Here is a 15,887-nt window from a genome sequence, read left to right on the forward strand (position 1 = left end):
GGGTGGCGTATCCAGCGTCATTGCAAGCGAGGTACTAACCAGCACTTCATCTACACCTACCCGGCCAAGAAGTCCCTTCACAGGGCGATGGCCAAAGTAAGGGCGATGTGCAGGAAAGCAGACACGAACGAGCCGCTCGACACCTTGCTGCGTCAGCTGAATCCGATGCTCAAGGGGTGGTGCGCCTACTTCCGACCGGGAGTCTCCAGCGCGACATTCGACTACCTCGCCAGTTTCACATGGTGGCAGGTAATCCGATGGATGAAGCGCAAGCATCAGGGGATCACCTGGAAGGAACTGCGCCGCCGCTACTGCGGTGGTGGCTGGACGATTCGATCCGGACAGCGGGAACTCTTCAATCCGGGACAGGTGAGCACCACGCGATACCTGTACCGAGGAGCGAGGATTCCGGCGCCGTGGAAGGTCGCCGTAGGGTGAAGATGATTCACCGCTGAGCCTCCAAGAGGGCTTGTGGAGAGCCCGTTGCCCAGAGATGGGCACGGCGGGTTCGGGAGGAGGCTCGGGGAAACCCACCGACGGCAACGTCGGCAGGGCGCCCCGGGCCGACCTCACTACCCCACCACCGAGCAGGCGGCGGAGCTGTCGCGCACGTTCGGCTGCGTCCGCCTGGTGTACAACAAGGCGCTGGAGGAGCGCACCCGGGCCTGGTACGGCGAGCAGCGCCGGATCTCCTACGTGCAGTCCTCCGCCGCGCTGACCCAGTGGAAGGAGACCGAGGAACTGGCCTTCCTGACCGAGGTGTCCTCCGTTCCGCTCCAGCAGGCGTTGCGTCAGCTGCAGACGGCGTTCGCCAGCTTCTTCGCCAAGCGGGCGAGGTACCCCCGGTACAAGAGCCGGAAGAAGTCCCGGTCGTCGGCCGAGTACACCCGCAGCGCCTTCACCTGGCGCGAGGGGAAGCTGACGCTGGCGAAGATGGCGCAGCTTCTGGACATCCGCTGGTCGCGTCCGCTCCCGCACGGATCGGTACCGACTACGGTGACCGTGTCCCGCGACGCTGCGGGACGCTGGTTCGTGTCCCTGCTGTGCGAGGACGCCGTCGCCCCGGCTCCCGCCACGCATGCGGCGGTCGGCGTCGACGCCGGGATCACGTCGCTGGTGACCCTGTCCACGGGGGAGAAGATCGCCAACCCCCGGCACGAGCGGCGGGACCGCGCCCGTCTCGCCAGGGCGCAGCGGGAGCTGTCGCGCAAGGCGAAGGGTGTAAGACCTCAACGGGAGTCCTCCCGGACGGGGCGGTCGTCGGTGAAGCAGGAAACCCAGCGGGCGACCGCTGGCATCCCCCGCCTTTAGGCCAAGGCCATGAAGTTACGGGTGGAGTCGTGTCCGCAAGTGGGGTCTGATCTGGAAAGACGCCGGACGCGAGGAGCGGAGCCCCGGTAGAACTGGCTCGTCCGCCAAGACAAGTCGTTCACAAAGACCGGAGGCTCCGCTGTCCGGACAGTCTGTCATCACGCGTGAAATCGCGGTAGCCGAAGGCGTCTTCGCCCCGGGACATCTGGGAGAGTTAACCCAGGTCGTGCCCTTCGAGATGGTCGATGCGGTCCTCGCCGAGTGCGGGGCGGTGCAGCAGCGGCTGCGGAAACTGCCGGCCCGGGTGGTGGTCTACCTGCTGCTCGCGGCCACGCTGTTCGAGGAATGCGGCTACCCGGCCGTGTGGCGCAAGCTGACCGGTGCCCTTGAGGCCCTGCCCCTGCCGACGGTGACCGCGACCGCGCTGTGGCACGCCCGCACCAGGCTCGGCACGCGCCCGATGCAGGCCCTGTTCGACCTGTTGCGCGGCCCGGCCTCGGCGGTCCGCACCGCCGGGGCACGCTGGGCCGGGCTCCCCGCAGGTCCTGCTGGTCGCCCTGGTGGCCTGCGGCACCCGCGCGGTCATCGACGCGGTCTTCGGCCCCCGCAAACCCGGCGAGCCCGTCCTCGGACACCGCCTGCTGCGCTCACTGCACCAGGACATGGTCGTGCTGCTGGACCGCGGTTTTGCCACCAACGCTTTCCTGCAAGCCGTGGCCGGCACCAGTGCCGACCTTCTGGCCCGGCTCTCCGCGCTGCGCAAACCGCCCGTCCTGCGCCGGTTCGATGACGGCTCCTTCCTGTCCCAGATCGGCACGGTCCAGGTCCGCGTCATCGAATGCGAGATCACCATCGCCACCACCGCCGGACGGCACAGCGGCGTCTACCGCCTGGCCACCACCCTGCTCGATCCCCACCGCTATCCAGCCTTCGAGCTGGTCAGGCTGTATCACGAGAGGTGGGAAGCGGAGTCCGCCTACTTCGCGATCAAGAAGTCGGTGCTTGGCCGACGCGTGCTGCGGGCCCGCACTCTGCCAGGCATCGCGCAGGAAATCTACGCCCTGCTGACCGTCTACCAGGCGATAAGGATCGCCGACGCCACCGGCACCGTCCCCGGGGCCGACCCGGACCGGGCCAGCTTCAGCATCGCTCTCCACACCGCCCGCGACCAAGTGGTCCAGGCAGCCGGCGTGATCGCCGGCACTACCATCGACCTCGTGGGCATCATCGGCCGGGCAGTCCTCAACAACCTCATGCCCGCCCGCCGACTGCGCCTCGGTCCCCGCGCCGTGAAGCGACCAATGTCCCGCTATGCCTACAAGAGCCTGCGCGTCGACCGACACACCTACAAGGCCACCGTCAGCATCGACATCGTGTTGACACCGTCCATCAGCCCGTAACTTCATGGCCTTGACCTTTAGGCAGGGGAGGAAGTCAAAGACAGGCGTTCCGCGGTGTGTTGTGTGACTGCCGGCGACCGCCGCCCGCCCGCGGGGCATGCCACCCGTGGTCGCCGAGCTGCGCGAGCGGACGCAGGAGCGGACGCAGGCGTCGCCGTTGAGGCCTGCATGACCGAAGGTCGACTCCTCGTTCGAGGGTGATGATCACCAGCGTCCGCTCGCCGAGCGCTGTGACGCGGGCTTCCCAGGGGGTGGCACGGACAGTCAGCGGAACAGGCGGAACAACCCGCGTACCTGCTCGACCAGCGACTCCGGCTGCTCCAGCGCGGCGAAGTGGCCGCCATGCGGCAGCTCCTCGAACCAGCGCAGGTCGGTGAACCGCAGCTCGGCCTCCCGCCTCGACGGGCGGGTTATGTCGCGCGGGTAGACCGACAGCCCGGATGGCGCGGTCACCTTGTCCCGGAAGTCGGCGAAGCTCTCCCAGTACAGGCGCGCCGACGACGTGGCCGACGCGGTGAACCAATAGACCGAGATCTCGTCGAGGATCGTCTGCCGCGACAACGCGTCCTCGGGATGGCCGTCGTTGTCCGTCCACGCCCAGAACTTCTCAGCGATCCAGGCGGCCTGCCCCGCCGGGGAGTCGGTGAGGCCGTAGCCGAGCGTCTGCGGCCGGGTCGCCTGGATCGCCGAGTACCCCCGGCCTGTGCGCTGCATCACCTTCTCGGCCTCGAGATTCACCAGCTCCGCGGGCGTCGGGTCGTCGAACGTGCCCGCCGCCACGGATCCCAGGTTCAGGTGCACGCCGGCGACCCGCTCGGGCGCCACCTCGCCCAGCGCGCCGGACACAGCCGAACCCCAGTCACCGCCCTGCGCGCCGTACCGTTCGTAACCCAGCGAGACCATCAACGTGTCCCAGGCTCGCGCGGTGCGAGTGACGCCCCACCCGGTCGTCGACGGCTTGTCACTCCAGCCGTACCCGGGCAACGACGGCGCGACCACGTGGAACGCGTCCGCCGGGTCACCGCCGTGCGCGCGCGGGTCGGTCAGCGGGCCGAAGACCTCCAAGAACTCGAGCACCGAACCCGGCCACCCGTGCGTGAGCACGAGCGGGAACGCATCCGGCTCCGGCGAGCGTACGTGCAGGAAATGGATGCCCAGCCCGTCGATCGTGTCACGGTACTGCGGGAACACGTTCAGCCGCTCGGCGAACCCGAAGTCATAGTCCTCGGCCCAGTGCGGCAAAGCTCCTGCGCATACGCCAGCGGCAAACCCTGTGACCAGTCGTCCACCGGCTCGCGCTCGGGCCACCGTGTCCGTCGCAGTCGTTCGCGCAGGTCCGCGATCTCGGCTTCGGTGAGGCTGACATCGAATGGCTCGGCGGACATGGCAAGCCTCCTTACTGGTCACGGCGCTATCGGAGCAGATGCAGGTGGACCGTCATCGCGGGCTCCCACGCGTGGCGTCGGGTTCGGGGCGGCGGTCGCCGGTAGGGCGCGGGGTCAGGCTGAGGACGAGTCCGGCCAGGGGGAGTGCCGCGAGCACAGAGAGGGCCACCGGCACCCGCACGATGCCGGACAGACCCGCGACACCGGCCGGACCGATCCCGCCACCCAGGGCGTTCATCGTCCTTCCGTCGTGGTCCAACATCCGGGGTCAGGCGCCTGCGGACCGCTCGGGCTGTCAGACGGGCTCATGCCGGTGTGCCTCCAGGGTTTTCTCCAGGAGTGCGTGGAGCTGCCGACGCTCGTCGGCGTCCAGTCCTGCCAGCAGTTCGGCCTGGGCCTGGTCGGCTTGGGACTGGATCTCGTCGAGGTAGTCCAGGCCCGCCCGGTTCACAGTGACGACATTGCGGCGTCGATCCTCCGGGTCGGCGCGACGGTCGACATGGCCCCCGGACTCGAGACGCTTGACGATGCCGCTGACGTCGTTGCGGTCCAGGCCGAGCCGCCTCCCGAGATCGGCTTGGCTGAGCGGGGCCGTACTCCTCCAGGGCGGCCAGCACGGCGAAGTCGGCGCGTGCGGTCAGCGGCATGTGCCGCGCCGTCATGCGCGCTCCGACCGTGGACACCTTGTTGGCCTGCCGGCTGGTGAGTGCCCTCAGTCGTGGCGGCGCCTGGTCACACACCGTTTCCCACGAACCGGTCGGGGCCCAGGCGCTGCGCTCCGCACATGCTGCGTCAGCCTGGGCAGCGGCGCGCGCGGCACCGGGCGGCGTCGGTACGGATGGGAAGACCTGCGGTCCTTCCGTGCCGCTTTCGCCCAGCGGCCCGCCACGAACCGCGAGCCCGCTCCTAGAGTCACGGCGGTGCCATCCAGCGCGGTCCGTTCAGCAGGTGCTGGACGGTGACCTTCCGCAATGCGCACCTATCCCCGAGAACTCCCGGGAGAACGCGATGAGCATCTCCGAATCGCTCCCTGGCCGCGAACAGGTCGTGTGCTACGTGCCCGCACCGCTGCGGACACACGGCGGTGCCGGCTACCGGGTGCAGCCTGTGCCGGACGCCGCCGCGCGGATCGTCCCAACGGGTGGACGGGGCATCGCCTGGGACCGGCTCCGGTTGAGGCGCACGTACGGAGACCGGTACCGCGAGGCGATGGCCGGCGTGGCACGGACGTTGCCCCAGTCCTTGGGCCCTCCGGGCGGCATCCGGCACGACCGTGTCAACGTGCTCGCCGATCTGGCGGCCGTCCACCTGTATCTGGCCGGGGAGTGGGAGGAACTCGACGAGGCGTTGTCCCAGGGAACGGTGGGCGGGCACCTGTCCCTCGCCCGGTGTCTCGCCTCGGGGCTGCGCCGGCTGGGCTCCTACCGCGGTCCGGCGATCGTACGCACCGGCACGGTAGGACCGGTGACGGAGTGGTACCGCGACAACCGGTTCGTCACGGAGCAGGGCTTCTGGGCGGCCTCGGCATCGGCAGCCATGCTGCGTGAGGGCGGACCCGGCTTCGTCGTGTGGTCGCTGACCGCACGTCGTACCGAGGTGGTCGCCCCGTACGCCCCGGAGCAGCTGGTCTTTCTGCCCGGCACGCGGTTCAAAGTGCTGCGGGTGATCGACGGGCGGCAGCCCCTCGTGCTCCTGCGCGAGTTGTTCCCGCCGGAGTCGGCCGGGCACCAGCCCGGCGACGCCGGAGAGGACGGAGCCACTTGGCTGGACGAGAGCACGCTGGCCGACCTGGAACGGATGACGGCCGACTCACGTACGGCGACCCGGTTCACGCCGCTTGCCCCTGTGGCCGCCGGGCCGCGGGGGCGGCCCCCCGGACTGATCGTCACGTCACCGACCGGCAGGCACCACACCCCCTGAACCGCGGCTTCACGCTCGGAGAAGAACAGACCGAGGGAGAAACGGACTTGGACGAACGAGCGGCAGCCCCGTGCGAAGAGGCCGAACCGGAGGAGTCGGAGGAGGTGATCAGGACCGCGTTGTGGGAGGCCTGGACGGCAAGGGGGTCGGCGGAAGGGACGGACAGGAAGTGGGGTCCCGTCGCGTACTCCGCCATGGGTCGTCGCGCGCTCTCGCCCGAGTAAGGCTGGGCCCGGCACCGATGCGTGGGCCGCTGAACTCCCGCCTCATGGTGGCGTAGCCGATGAGCGCGGCCAGGGCCGCCTCGGCCCGGGTGCTGTCCGCCGAGGTCGGCTCCGGGGCCTCGGCATCGCCCTCGCGGTTCCTCGCGCACAGGCCCGCCAGGTGGTCGCGCAGCGCGGTGTGCCGGGACACGGCGAAAGGCCGCCAGTTCCCCGGAGGTCGACGCCTCCGCCCAGATCTGCACGACCAGGCGTGCGCGGTCCGCGGACGCGCCGGGCGGCGCCACATAGGACATCAAGCGGCGCAGCAGGTCTCCCGGCGTGCCGCCGGCGCCCTAGGGTCCAGGGACCGGGCCGGTAGTCGCGACCCTTGCGCAGGGCCAGGAAGACGGGGATGCCGTAGGTGGGGATCATGCCGACCGCGTTGATCGCACCATAGGCCGCGGGCGACCACAAGGCTCCGGGAGGGCGAGCAGGAAGGGGACGACGACGGCGAACCAGACGGCCCGCGTCGGGGTTTTGGTCCGGGCGTTGACGCGCCGCCAGCTCTTCCAGCCGGGCAGGGCGGGGCTGCGGGAGAACGCGTAGATCATGCGGCTGGCCGCGGCGACCTCGGCGTTGCCGCAGAACAGCATCGCCACGATGACGATCAGGAGCAGCGCCTTTGCGCCAAACGGGCCCAGGACGTCGAGCAAGATCTGCACGGGCGGGACCCCGGTCGCGGTGTTCTGGGTGGCGGTGTAGTCCTGCATGGCGAACAGCAGGCCTGAAGTTCCCCCGCCACCGTGCTCTTCCCCGGTGGTGAGGAGCTGACGCTGGGTCCGGGCCGGTTCACGGGGCGACGACGCGTCGGCGTGCGGTGAGCTGCCTCGATTACGGCAGGTCTGCGGCAGGTCCCGGGCCACACTCACGGCGGGCGGATCCAGCCGCTCGACTACCTCGTACGCCTTGACTGGCCCGTGGTTTGTGCGGGCTGCCGGGGGCCGCCGTTACGGATCTTCGCGCCGAGCGAGGTCAGTCTCCTCATCCTGCGCTCGCCCACGTGACCGGCAGCTCATCCTGCCGCCTGCTCAGCGCGCTGAGCAGGCACTTTGCGGGAGGCGCCGATAGTCGAAACGGGCGCGTGCTCCGCCGGTGCGCATGGGCGGGCAGACCCGGGTGTACGCAAGGCCGTGATCAGCCGGGAGTGGTTGTAGTTGCGGAGGCCGGGCGGTTGACTCAGTCCCCCGGAGTGCCAACACAGTACTGCTGCTTGGGCGGATGACATGGTGCCGGTCCACGCGACCTCCGACGGCCTGCTGACGGCCCTCGACCGGCGGGCGGCCCCGAGTCCGGCAACCGTGACATCGCCGCGCAGGTGCGTGGGGTCGCTCGTGACCTCGGTCCGGTGATGGACGAGGTGAAGGCGGGGGTATGGCGCCTACCGCTGAGGGGTTCGAGACGTGTCCGGGCAAGCCGGGGAAGAACCTGCCGACGGTGGCGGGTGCTGCTGAACAGGTCACCGATGTGTGATCAGACGGTGGGGCAGGGATCGCTTGGCCGGACCGGACGAAAGCTTCAGGCGCACCCACAACGACGAGGAGACAACCGAGGATGCCACCTCAGCACGAACAGTCACACGAGACCTCACCAGGGACGGGTAGAGCCTCCCCATCGGTTCGCCGGGCCGTGCACATGACCGTTGCAGCCGGGGACCCCGGCGGTATGTTGTTGCCGCGCGCCAAGGCCGTCGCCCGGCCCGCGGGTGAGGCCGCTCCGGGGAGTCCTGCGGCCGCTCTGGCGAGTCCCGTATCCGCTCCGGCGACCGCGTCCGATGATTCAGCGGAGCCCGCCGCGGAGGAGGCGGCGGTCACCAGGCGCGGCTTGGTACTCGCCGCCGCGGCCATTGCCGGGACGGTGCTGGTCGGGGCTTCGATCGTACTGGTGGGACACACGGGTCACAGCGAGCAGTCCGGTGACCCTCTGGCGGCGCCCCAGGGCGTCACCGTGCCGACCACGCACAGCAGCATCCCAACCGACGGCCACACCTCCAGCTCTCCTTCGGTCTCGCCCACGCGCACCGCCACGGCGAGCGCGACGGCCGAGCACCGCAGCGCGCCGAAGGTGGCGGCCGAGGCCGCTGCCGGTCAGGGTGCGATCCCGGCCTCGTCCGAGAAGAGGACGTCACCGCCGACGACCGCCGCGGATGCCGTCGCACAACGGGCCGCCGCCCACCCGGGCCGGCACATCTGCTACCGGGCCTATGTCAGCGAGGTCGGCTGGGAGGCTCCGGTGTGCGACGGCGGCGTGGCGGGTGAGACCGGGAAGAATCGGCCCATCGAAGCTGTCGAGCTCTCCACGGCCGGTACGTCGGGGAACGAAGCCAACGCATACATGGCCAGCAGCGGTTGGCAGGGCGGCGGCGCCTGGAACTGGAAGGGGGCGGCGAACGGCCAGAACCTCGTCATCGGAAACCCTGGCTCGGGGGCGGCGATGAGGGCATTCATGACAAGCGTGAAATCGGGCACCATCTGTGCCAACACCTACGTCTCCTCCAACGTCGGCTGGCAGAGCACCCAGTGTGGCAGCAGCGGCGCCAAACCCGACTACCTCTTCTGCGGCTCGGCCGACAAGACGGCCAAGCTGATCGAAGCCGTCGTCTTCAGGGTGTGAGCACCTCGCGCCGGGGGGCCGTACCACCGACGTGGTACGGCCCCCGTTCCGTTCCGGCCCTCGCCCGCTGCCTGTCGAGAAGCGCCGTCCGGACCAAATCCCCTTCAGGATCAAGCCAAGCGCCAAGGAAACTGGCCCGAGTCGCCGTCAGATGAGCCCCGTACGTATGGCGTAGGAGACGGCGTGGGCGCGGTTTCGCAGTTGCAGGCGTTTCATCAGGCCGTACAGGACGTACTTCACGGTCCTCTCCGAGTACGAGAGCTTCTCCGCGATCTCGGACAGTTCCCGGCCCTCGGCGACCAGGCGCAGCACATCCACCTCGCGCTGGCTGACCCCGGACGCCGTCAGCCCGCGGGGGGTGAGGACCTCACGATGCGTTCGCTGGACCTGTTCCATCAGCCTGCCCTGGAGCGTTGGCGGAAGGGATCCGCCGCCCTGGGTGACTGTCATCAGTGTCCGGGTGAAGACCGCGGGAGTGAAGGAGTCGCGCCACAGCACGGCGCGCACCCCGTGGTCGACCGACGCTGAGACCTCGGCATGCCACCGTCTTCCCGCCACCACCACGAAACGGGCGTCGGGGCGGTTGCACAGGCCGGGCAGCATGTCCAGGACTGAGACGTCCATGGTGTCCACGGCCACCACGGTGACGTCGGCATCCTGGCTGCTGCTGATCTCGGACAGCCTCCGGTCATGCTGAAGGCAGCTCACCAGACCGACCCGGACAACGGGGTCGGGTGCGTACACGGCGACCTGGACCACGTCGCTGAGCATTTGCTGAGGCATCGGCCCTCCCTCACGGGAAACGGTGTTGCGTATCCACGGCGATCAGGAGGGCGATGTTGTCATGGACGTATCCTCGGTTTCCGCTCCAGCGACCCCCTCCGGTCTAACAGCAGGGAAAGCTGCCACGAGTCGCACCCGCCGTTCCGCGCGGCCGCGACCATGCGCGGCGCCGCTCCGGAAAGGGCCCGTCGCGATCAGCGGGCCGCGGTGAGCACGGCCGTCGCGACCTTGGTACGGGACCGAAGACCGGTGCGCGTGAACAGCCGGGTGATGCGGTGGGCCACCGCATTTTCGCTCAGACGTAACACAGTGGCAACCTGCCTGTTGGTCAGCCCCTCGGCGATGAGCGTGGCCAGCAGGTGGTCGTTCTCCGTGGTCGCCTGCTTTCGGCCGGGCACGGCGAGCCCGGCGTCACGCAGTGCGGCCCTGGCGCGGTAACGCCACAGGGCGGCGCCGGTCTCGCCGAACAGCTCGTACGCCTCGTACAGCAGTGTCTTCGGCCCCGCGCCCGCGATGGCGGCGGTGGCCAGCGTGATGCCCGTCTCGAACGGCTGGCTGCGCGACCGGGCCAGGTCCACCGCTTCGCGCAGGCGGTCGCGGACATCCTCGGCCGGGTCGCCGCCCAGCACCCGGGCCGACGCCAGCAGATACAGCAGCCGTGACCGTCCGCTGCCCATCCGCTCGGCGAGCGTGTGCAGTCGGCTGAGACACGCTGACGCGTCGGCGTGCCGCCCGGCTTCCTGCGACACGACGGCCAGCGTGGCCCACAACTCGTCCGTGGCGTAGACGCATTGGCGTTCGTTTGCCGCTTCCAAGCCGCGCCGCAGAATGCCGGCCGCTTGATCCAACTCGCCGAGGGCCCGCAGCACCTCGGCCTCGCAGTGGTCCAGGGTGTGCTCCAGCGGCCCGGGTTTGCGGCCGCGCACGCTGTCCAGCAGGCGGCTGGCGCTGGTGGTGCGGCCCCGGGCGAGCAGGATGGCCGCGGTTCTGGCGGCCAGCAGATGCTGGTTCGGCGCCGCGTCGAATGTCCGGTCGTGCGCCAGTGCCGAACGCGCCGTCTCCATGGCCTCGTTCCAGCGGCCCTGTAAGTGGCAGAGCAGGAAGCGGCTGGTCGCCCACAGCACCTCGGAGGTCATACCGCGAGCCGACAGCAGGTCTTCGGCGCGTCGCAGATCGCCCGTGCCGAGGAGATGATCCAACTGCATGACGGTCATCGAGTAGACCCGTTCCGGGGGCAGGCCGTCCAGGTCAGGGGCGTCCAACGAGCGCAGGAACCTCTCTGGACGACCCACCACGTATTCGCAGGCCGCGCGGCACAGCTCGGGGTGGAATCGGTAGGCCGGATCGGTATTCCACACCGCCTCCGTCCGGTCGAGCAGAGCCAGCGCCTCGGGCCACCTCTCCAGCAGGCACAATGCAATTGTCCGGCCCGCCACTTCGGTGAAGGCAGGCAGCGGCAGATCGTCCCACCAGCGCTGCTCGGCCATCCGGGACACCCGCGCCCAGTTGTCGTCGGCCGCTGCGGCGCTCACCGCCAGCACGCCCGTCTCCTGGAGGTCCAGCACGCTGAGGCCCTCGCCCGGGTTGCGCAGGATCGCCTCGGTCTGTGCCGTCGAAGCCGCGTAGTCGCCGTTGAGGTAGGAGACCTTGGCGTACTGGAACAGCGCGAGATCGCGTGCGGACGGCTGGTCGGTCAGGAGCGCGGCGGTCCCCAGCCACCGTGCGATGGCCTGCGTCCCGGGGGCGGGGTGCAACCGGTCGGCGGCCGCTACCAGTTCCGTCGCGGCGCGGCTGCGGTCGAGCAGGGTGCCCGCGTCGGCGATCCGGTCGGGCAGGTACCACACGGCGTCCGCCTCTTCAACGAGGAGGGCCGCCGTGTGCGCTGTCTCACCGGCCGCCCACAGCGCCTCCACCGCGGCGGCCGAAAGGCGCCGGCGCTCAAGCGGGCCGAGCCGCTCCCGGACGGCGTGCTCCACCAGCGGTACGCGGAACCGCCAGCCGAGTGCCGGGCTGTCGGCGTCGTGAGAGGGCAGTTCGTCGACGATCCCGGCGTCGGTCAAAGCGCGGATGCCGGCCTCGATGTTCGCGTCGGACAGCCCACTGGCCGCCGCGCCCAGTTCCACCGCCGCCCGGCCGAGCGGCCACAGGATGCTCAGCGCCGCGGCCGCCGTCCGGTGCGGCTCACCCAGCGCGTCCAGGGCCGCGATGAAACGATCGTCGTCCGAGAGCACCGGTACCGGGGCAGTGCTGTCCAGATATCCGTGGCCATCGACCACCCGTATCGCGCCCTGGTCGGCCCACCCGGTGAGCAGGGCGTCCACAGCGCCCGGAATCCCGCGGCTGAGGGAGTAGGCCAACTCGCTGAGTCGGCGGTCGGGCACCGCCTGCAACTGCTGACTCACGGCGGCCGTGACGTCCTCGGGACCGAGGCGTGCGAGGCTGACGGTGAGCACCGTACGGTTGCGCGCCAGCCGATCGACCGCCCGCCCGGAGCCGGAAGACCCGCCCACCGGGCCGTGGTCGACCGCCGTGAGCACCAACCGGGCACCGCCCGCGCCGCGTTCGGTCCTGACCCTGCCGAGCAAGGCGATGGAAGCGGAATCGGCGAGGTGGACGTCATCGACCACCACGACCACGGGAACCGGCTGCGCCAGCGCGGCGGCCAGGGACTCGCGAACCGCCGCCCGGTCGCCCTGTTCCACGGCGGACAGCACGTCCGCGGCCGATGTGCCGGACGGACGCCACCCGGCGGTACGGGCCCGGTGTTCCTCCAGCGCCGTCACCATCCGCAGTGTGAGCAGCAGGGGGTGCTCGGCGTCGCCGGGCACGCAGGGCAGGAAGATCACTACCACCCCCTCCCCGCTCAGCTGTTCGGCGGCGGTTCGCACCAACGCGGTGCGCCCGGCACCCCGCTCTCCGCGGACCAGCACCGGACGACGGTCGATCGGATCGCGGACGCCGCCGAGTACCGCGTCCAGCTCTGAGCGGCGGCTGGTCAGGCACGAGCGCACCAGACGCGCCGCCGTACCGCCGCGGACCATCTCCACACCTGACGGACCGTCCACTGCCGCACCGCACCTTTCACTTCACTTGTCTGGCCGACGAACTCGCCGTACAACCCACCGCGGACCCGGTGGGTCGGGGCCTTGCGCCGTCGGCCATTATGGCTGCCCTCGGCGCGGGTGCTCGGGTCCCTCGTCCGACCGGTCGGCGATCGCCACCGCGGCGGCAGCGGCCGACGACGCGGTCCGCAGGCCGCGTCGCCGGAACGTCGAGCGGCGGGACGGTACAGGGGCTGATGAATCTCCCCGTACGCCCGTGCAGTCCCGGCCAGTACCGAACACACCAGGAGGGGCTTGTGCAGCAGCACTCCTTACCTCTGATCGGCAGGAAAAAGGAAGTCCAGGAGGTGGCCGGGGTTTTCCGCGCCACCGGCACGGACACGGCACGGACTCTGCTGGTCACCGGTCGAGCAGGGAGCGGTAAGACCGCCGTGGTGCATCAGGCCCGGCAGACCGTGGCGGCCGAGGGCGGCAAGGTCCTGCGGCTCGACTGGGACGCCGCCGAGAGCCCGCCCGGCCCCGCCGCCTTGGCCGACATGGTGTGCGGTGTGCTCGCCAAGATCCATGACGGCCGGCTACCGGTCCGCGTCACCACCGTACGCAGGGTGCAGTGGCGGTCCTCCGGACGCGGCGGTGACCTGCCACTGTTGTCCGTCATGGGCGAAGTGCTTGCGGACGCGGCGCACTTCGTGCCGTTCGCCCTGCTTCTTGACGGCGCCGAACGGATGCCGCAGCCGACCGCGTCCGCTCTGGCGCTGCTGCTGCGCGCGTTCCGCCCGGCGGGGATCCCGGTGGTGATCGCAGGCCGCTCGGCGCCCGCCGGGTTCGGCGGTGGCCCGTACCTGTCGGCGGCCGCCGACCAGGTACTCGATCTGCCGCCGCTTTCAGCGTCCGTCATCGGCGGGCTGATCGCCCGGCGACTGGGCCGACCCGTCGAACCGGGTCTGGTGGCGGCCGTATCCCGTTCGCTGGGACCGCTGGCCGGCAACCCGGGGGCCGTGCTATCCGTACTGGCAACGCTGGAGGAGCGCGGCGGGCTGCTCGAACTGGACGGCCTGCTGTGTCTGTCCGAGCCGGAAGGGCGGCTGCGGCTGCGCACCGACGTGGCGGAGCTGGGCCGGCTCGGGTGGCCGGACGCCCCGCCCGACGCCGAAACGCTGGAGACGGCGAGCGTGTTGGCCCGGCTGCTCGGCCGGGCGCCACTGTGGCTGGAGGATCTGAACCACGTGACGCAGCCGGCCGGCCCCCAGGCCGAGCCCGTCGGCCGGACGGTGGACCGGATGGTCAAGGACGGGGTGCTGGCCGTCGACCGGGTCGGCCGGATCACCTTCGCCGTCCCCGCGCTCGCGGCCGCGCTGCGTTCCCTGCCCACCAGCCTCGACGCGCGGGTCGTGCACGCAAGGATCGTCACCGCCGTGACCGACCGGCTGGGCGCCGCCGCCGCCGGCACCTGCCATCCGCGGCTGAGCGACCACGTCCACGCCGCGGGCCGGATCCTGGACGACACGCTCGCCGTGCCGCTGCTGGTCAACGCGGCCCGCAGGTATGCCAGGGCGAACGGGCCGCGTGCCGTCCGCGCCTGCCTGTCGGCGCTGCGCCGACTGCCGCCGGGCGACCACAGAACGCCGGGCATACTGCGTGACGCCGCCGCGATCGGCCTCGGGTACGGCGGCCATGCCGAGGTGCTGGCGCTCGCCGAGCCGCTGCTCGCCTGTCTGAAGGCGCCGCACGGCGCGGACCGGGGCGGCCTGCAGAGCGCCACCCGGGCGTGGGCACTGGCGTCGCTGCACGAACATCGGTTCGGGTACGTCGACGGCGCGGAACGCCTATACCGTGCGGAGCTCGGCTGGATGCCCGCCGCCGCCCCGTTCGCAGCGCTGAGTGGCCGGTACGGGATGGGCCCGGTGCATCACTGGCACGAGCCGGAAGACGGCGACGCCGACGAGTCCGGCGGCCCACTGCCCTCGGCGGCCGAACTTCGACTGCTGGCCGCCGCAGTGGGCGACGGCGCCGGGATCGAACGCGCCCGGCGCGCTCTGCCGAAGGACGCCCTCGACGAGACCGCCATGGACCGGCTGCAGGGGGCCGCCGCCTACGGTGACCTGGCGGACGCCCTCAAGGCCGTGCTCGGCGACCGCTATGTCGGCGCCGGCGCCAGCACCGCCGGCCGCTACCACAGCTTGGTGCGCGACTACCTGGCGGGGCACTGGGACGACGCGCTGTCGGTCGCCCTGCGCATCGAGGCGCGTGGCCGGTCCGAGGGCATGGGCGAGGTGTGCCAGCCGGCCAGGGCGCTGGCCGCCGAGATCCATGGCGTACGGGGAGATCTGGCACAGGCCCGCGAATGGCTTGGTCTGATCCCGGAATCCGTCACCCATCCGCTGATCGCCCGGGTGCGGCTGGGCGTGATGTACCGGTCGGGCTGGGCCGACGAGGCCTTCGCAGAGGCATGGCGCGGCGTGAAACAGGCGCGCCAGGACGGGCTGCTCGCCGGCCTGGACGGGCTGCTGCTGCGGATCATCTCCTTCGGCATGCTGGAGGAGAGCAGCGTCCCCGCCGCCCGTCGGGCGCTGGAGGAGCTGGAGGCCCTCAACGAAGAGGCACCCTCGCTCATAGCCCGGGAAGCGCTGCTCATCGGGCGCGGCGCTGTGCTCCGCGACGCGGACACCGCGCTGGCCGGGCACCGGCTGGTACTTCAGCGCGGCGACCGGTTCCTGGCCGTCTTCAGCGCCCACAGCATGGCGAAGGCCAGCGACGACCCCCGGCCCTGGCTGGCCGAGGCGGCGCGCGACGCGGGACGGCTGAAGGCCGGACGCAACGTCCGCGCCATGCTCGGCCAGTCGGCGCGGCGGCACAACATGCCGTTGCCCAGGAGCCGTTCGACCAGCGAGGAGTTGAGTGAGCGGGACATCCGACTACTCGAGATGGTCAGCGACGGGGCCACCAACCGGCAGATCGCCGCACGGCTGGCATGCAGCGAGAAGACCGTCGAACAGCGACTGACCCGGCTGTACCAGCGCACCGGGTGGCGCTCCCGGGTGGAACTGGCCGCCGCCTGGCTGGACGGCACCCTGGCCCGGCTCGGCCCGGTGCCGGACGCGCAGCCGAGGCCTACCGCTGCGCGGTCCGCCCCGGGGGAGACCTGAACGGGCA

General features: G+C 70.8%; 9 protein-coding genes and 6 pseudogenes. 8 read left to right on the forward strand and 7 right to left on the reverse strand.

Features of this window, described 5'->3' with window-relative positions:
• The 4 genes and pseudogenes from ACIRVK_RS31845 to ACIRVK_RS31860 form a co-directional block, all read left to right on the forward strand.
• The coding region (locus ACIRVK_RS31845; RefSeq protein ID WP_404253202.1) for a group II intron maturase-specific domain-containing protein at positions 1 to 438 on the forward strand (438 nt) is incomplete at its 5' end.
• A 135-nt stretch (positions 439 to 573) separates the two neighbouring features.
• A pseudogene (locus tag ACIRVK_RS31850) lies at positions 574 to 1,248 on the forward strand (RNA-guided endonuclease InsQ/TnpB family protein); the annotation flags it as partial.
• A gap of 301 nt (positions 1,249 to 1,549) precedes the next feature.
• Positions 1,550 to 1,729 (forward strand): annotated as a pseudogene (locus ACIRVK_RS31855) (transposase domain-containing protein); the annotation flags it as partial.
• Positions 1,730 to 1,871: 142 nt separating this feature from the next.
• A complete protein-coding gene (locus ACIRVK_RS31860; protein WP_404253204.1) occupies positions 1,872 to 2,711 on the forward strand; it encodes a transposase in 840 nt (279 codons plus the stop codon).
• A gap of 264 nt (positions 2,712 to 2,975) precedes the next feature.
• Here the strand turns inward: ACIRVK_RS31860 and ACIRVK_RS31865 are convergent.
• The 4 genes and pseudogenes from ACIRVK_RS31865 to ACIRVK_RS31880 all read right to left on the reverse strand — a co-directional run.
• A pseudogene (locus tag ACIRVK_RS31865) lies at positions 2,976 to 4,096 on the reverse strand (epoxide hydrolase family protein).
• A gap of 52 nt (positions 4,097 to 4,148) precedes the next feature.
• Entirely contained in the window at positions 4,149 to 4,334 is a 186-nt protein-coding gene (locus tag ACIRVK_RS31870) for a hypothetical protein (protein WP_404253206.1), read from the reverse strand.
• A gap of 57 nt (positions 4,335 to 4,391) precedes the next feature.
• The gene (locus ACIRVK_RS31875) at positions 4,392 to 4,547 is read right to left on the reverse strand and encodes a hypothetical protein (protein WP_404253208.1); all 156 of its coding nucleotides are present in this window, start codon (positions 4,545 to 4,547) and stop codon (positions 4,392 to 4,394) included.
• Between the two features lie 24 nt (positions 4,548 to 4,571).
• Positions 4,572 to 4,673, reverse strand: a pseudogene (locus ACIRVK_RS31880) (MarR family transcriptional regulator); the annotation flags it as partial.
• 431 nt (positions 4,674 to 5,104) lie between these two features.
• Between ACIRVK_RS31880 and ACIRVK_RS31885 the strand changes: the two are divergent.
• Positions 5,105 to 6,016: a hypothetical protein gene (locus tag ACIRVK_RS31885; RefSeq protein WP_404253210.1), complete on the forward strand. Its 912-nt coding sequence runs from the start codon at positions 5,105 to 5,107 to the stop codon at positions 6,014 to 6,016.
• Positions 6,017 to 6,567: 551 nt separating this feature from the next.
• Here ACIRVK_RS31885 and ACIRVK_RS31890 read toward each other — a convergent pair.
• Positions 6,568 to 7,007, reverse strand: a pseudogene (locus ACIRVK_RS31890) (amino acid permease); the annotation flags it as partial.
• Between the two features lie 120 nt (positions 7,008 to 7,127).
• Here ACIRVK_RS31890 and ACIRVK_RS31895 point away from each other — a divergent pair.
• Positions 7,128 to 7,283: pseudogene (locus ACIRVK_RS31895) on the forward strand (metallophosphoesterase); the annotation flags it as partial.
• An 877-nt stretch (positions 7,284 to 8,160) separates the two neighbouring features.
• Positions 8,161 to 8,889, forward strand: a complete 729-nt coding sequence (locus tag ACIRVK_RS31900) for a hypothetical protein (RefSeq protein WP_404253212.1) — start codon at positions 8,161 to 8,163, stop codon at positions 8,887 to 8,889.
• Positions 8,890 to 9,036: 147 nt separating this feature from the next.
• On the opposite strand, the gene ACIRVK_RS31905 is transcribed toward ACIRVK_RS31900, so the two are convergent.
• Together ACIRVK_RS31905 and ACIRVK_RS31910 are read right to left on the reverse strand one after the other, a co-directional pair.
• Positions 9,037 to 9,672: a response regulator transcription factor gene (locus ACIRVK_RS31905; RefSeq protein WP_404253214.1), complete on the reverse strand. Its 636-nt coding sequence runs from the start codon at positions 9,670 to 9,672 to the stop codon at positions 9,037 to 9,039.
• A gap of 194 nt (positions 9,673 to 9,866) precedes the next feature.
• Complete coding sequence (locus tag ACIRVK_RS31910) at positions 9,867 to 12,737, reverse strand: AAA family ATPase (RefSeq protein WP_404253216.1); 2,871 nt, start codon at positions 12,735 to 12,737, stop codon at positions 9,867 to 9,869.
• Between the two features lie 233 nt (positions 12,738 to 12,970).
• On the opposite strand from ACIRVK_RS31910, the gene ACIRVK_RS31915 reads away from it, so the two are divergent.
• Positions 12,971 to 15,880 carry an AAA family ATPase gene (locus ACIRVK_RS31915; RefSeq protein ID WP_404253218.1) on the forward strand — a complete coding sequence of 970 codons (2,910 nt, stop codon included), beginning with the start codon at positions 12,971 to 12,973 and terminating at the stop codon, positions 15,878 to 15,880.
• Positions 15,881 to 15,887: the final 7 nt, after the last annotated feature.

It is taken from the genome of Streptomyces sp. NPDC101152, assembly GCF_044768275.1.
Lineage (GTDB): Bacteria > Actinomycetota > Actinomycetes > Streptomycetales > Streptomycetaceae > Streptomyces.

Excerpts from the sequence above, each read along its gene's own strand:
- ACIRVK_RS31870 (WP_404253206.1), bottom strand. The coding sequence starts at position 4,334 with ATGAACGCCCTGGGTGGCGGGATCGGTCCGGCCGGTGTCGCGGGTCTG.
- ACIRVK_RS31885 (WP_404253210.1), top strand. The coding sequence starts at position 5,105 with ATGAGCATCTCCGAATCGCTCCCTGGCCGCGAACAGGTCGTGTGCTAC.
- ACIRVK_RS31905 (WP_404253214.1), bottom strand. The coding sequence starts at position 9,672 with ATGCCTCAGCAAATGCTCAGCGACGTGGTCCAGGTCGCCGTGTACGCA.
- ACIRVK_RS31915 (WP_404253218.1), top strand. The coding sequence starts at position 12,971 with ATGAATCTCCCCGTACGCCCGTGCAGTCCCGGCCAGTACCGAACACAC.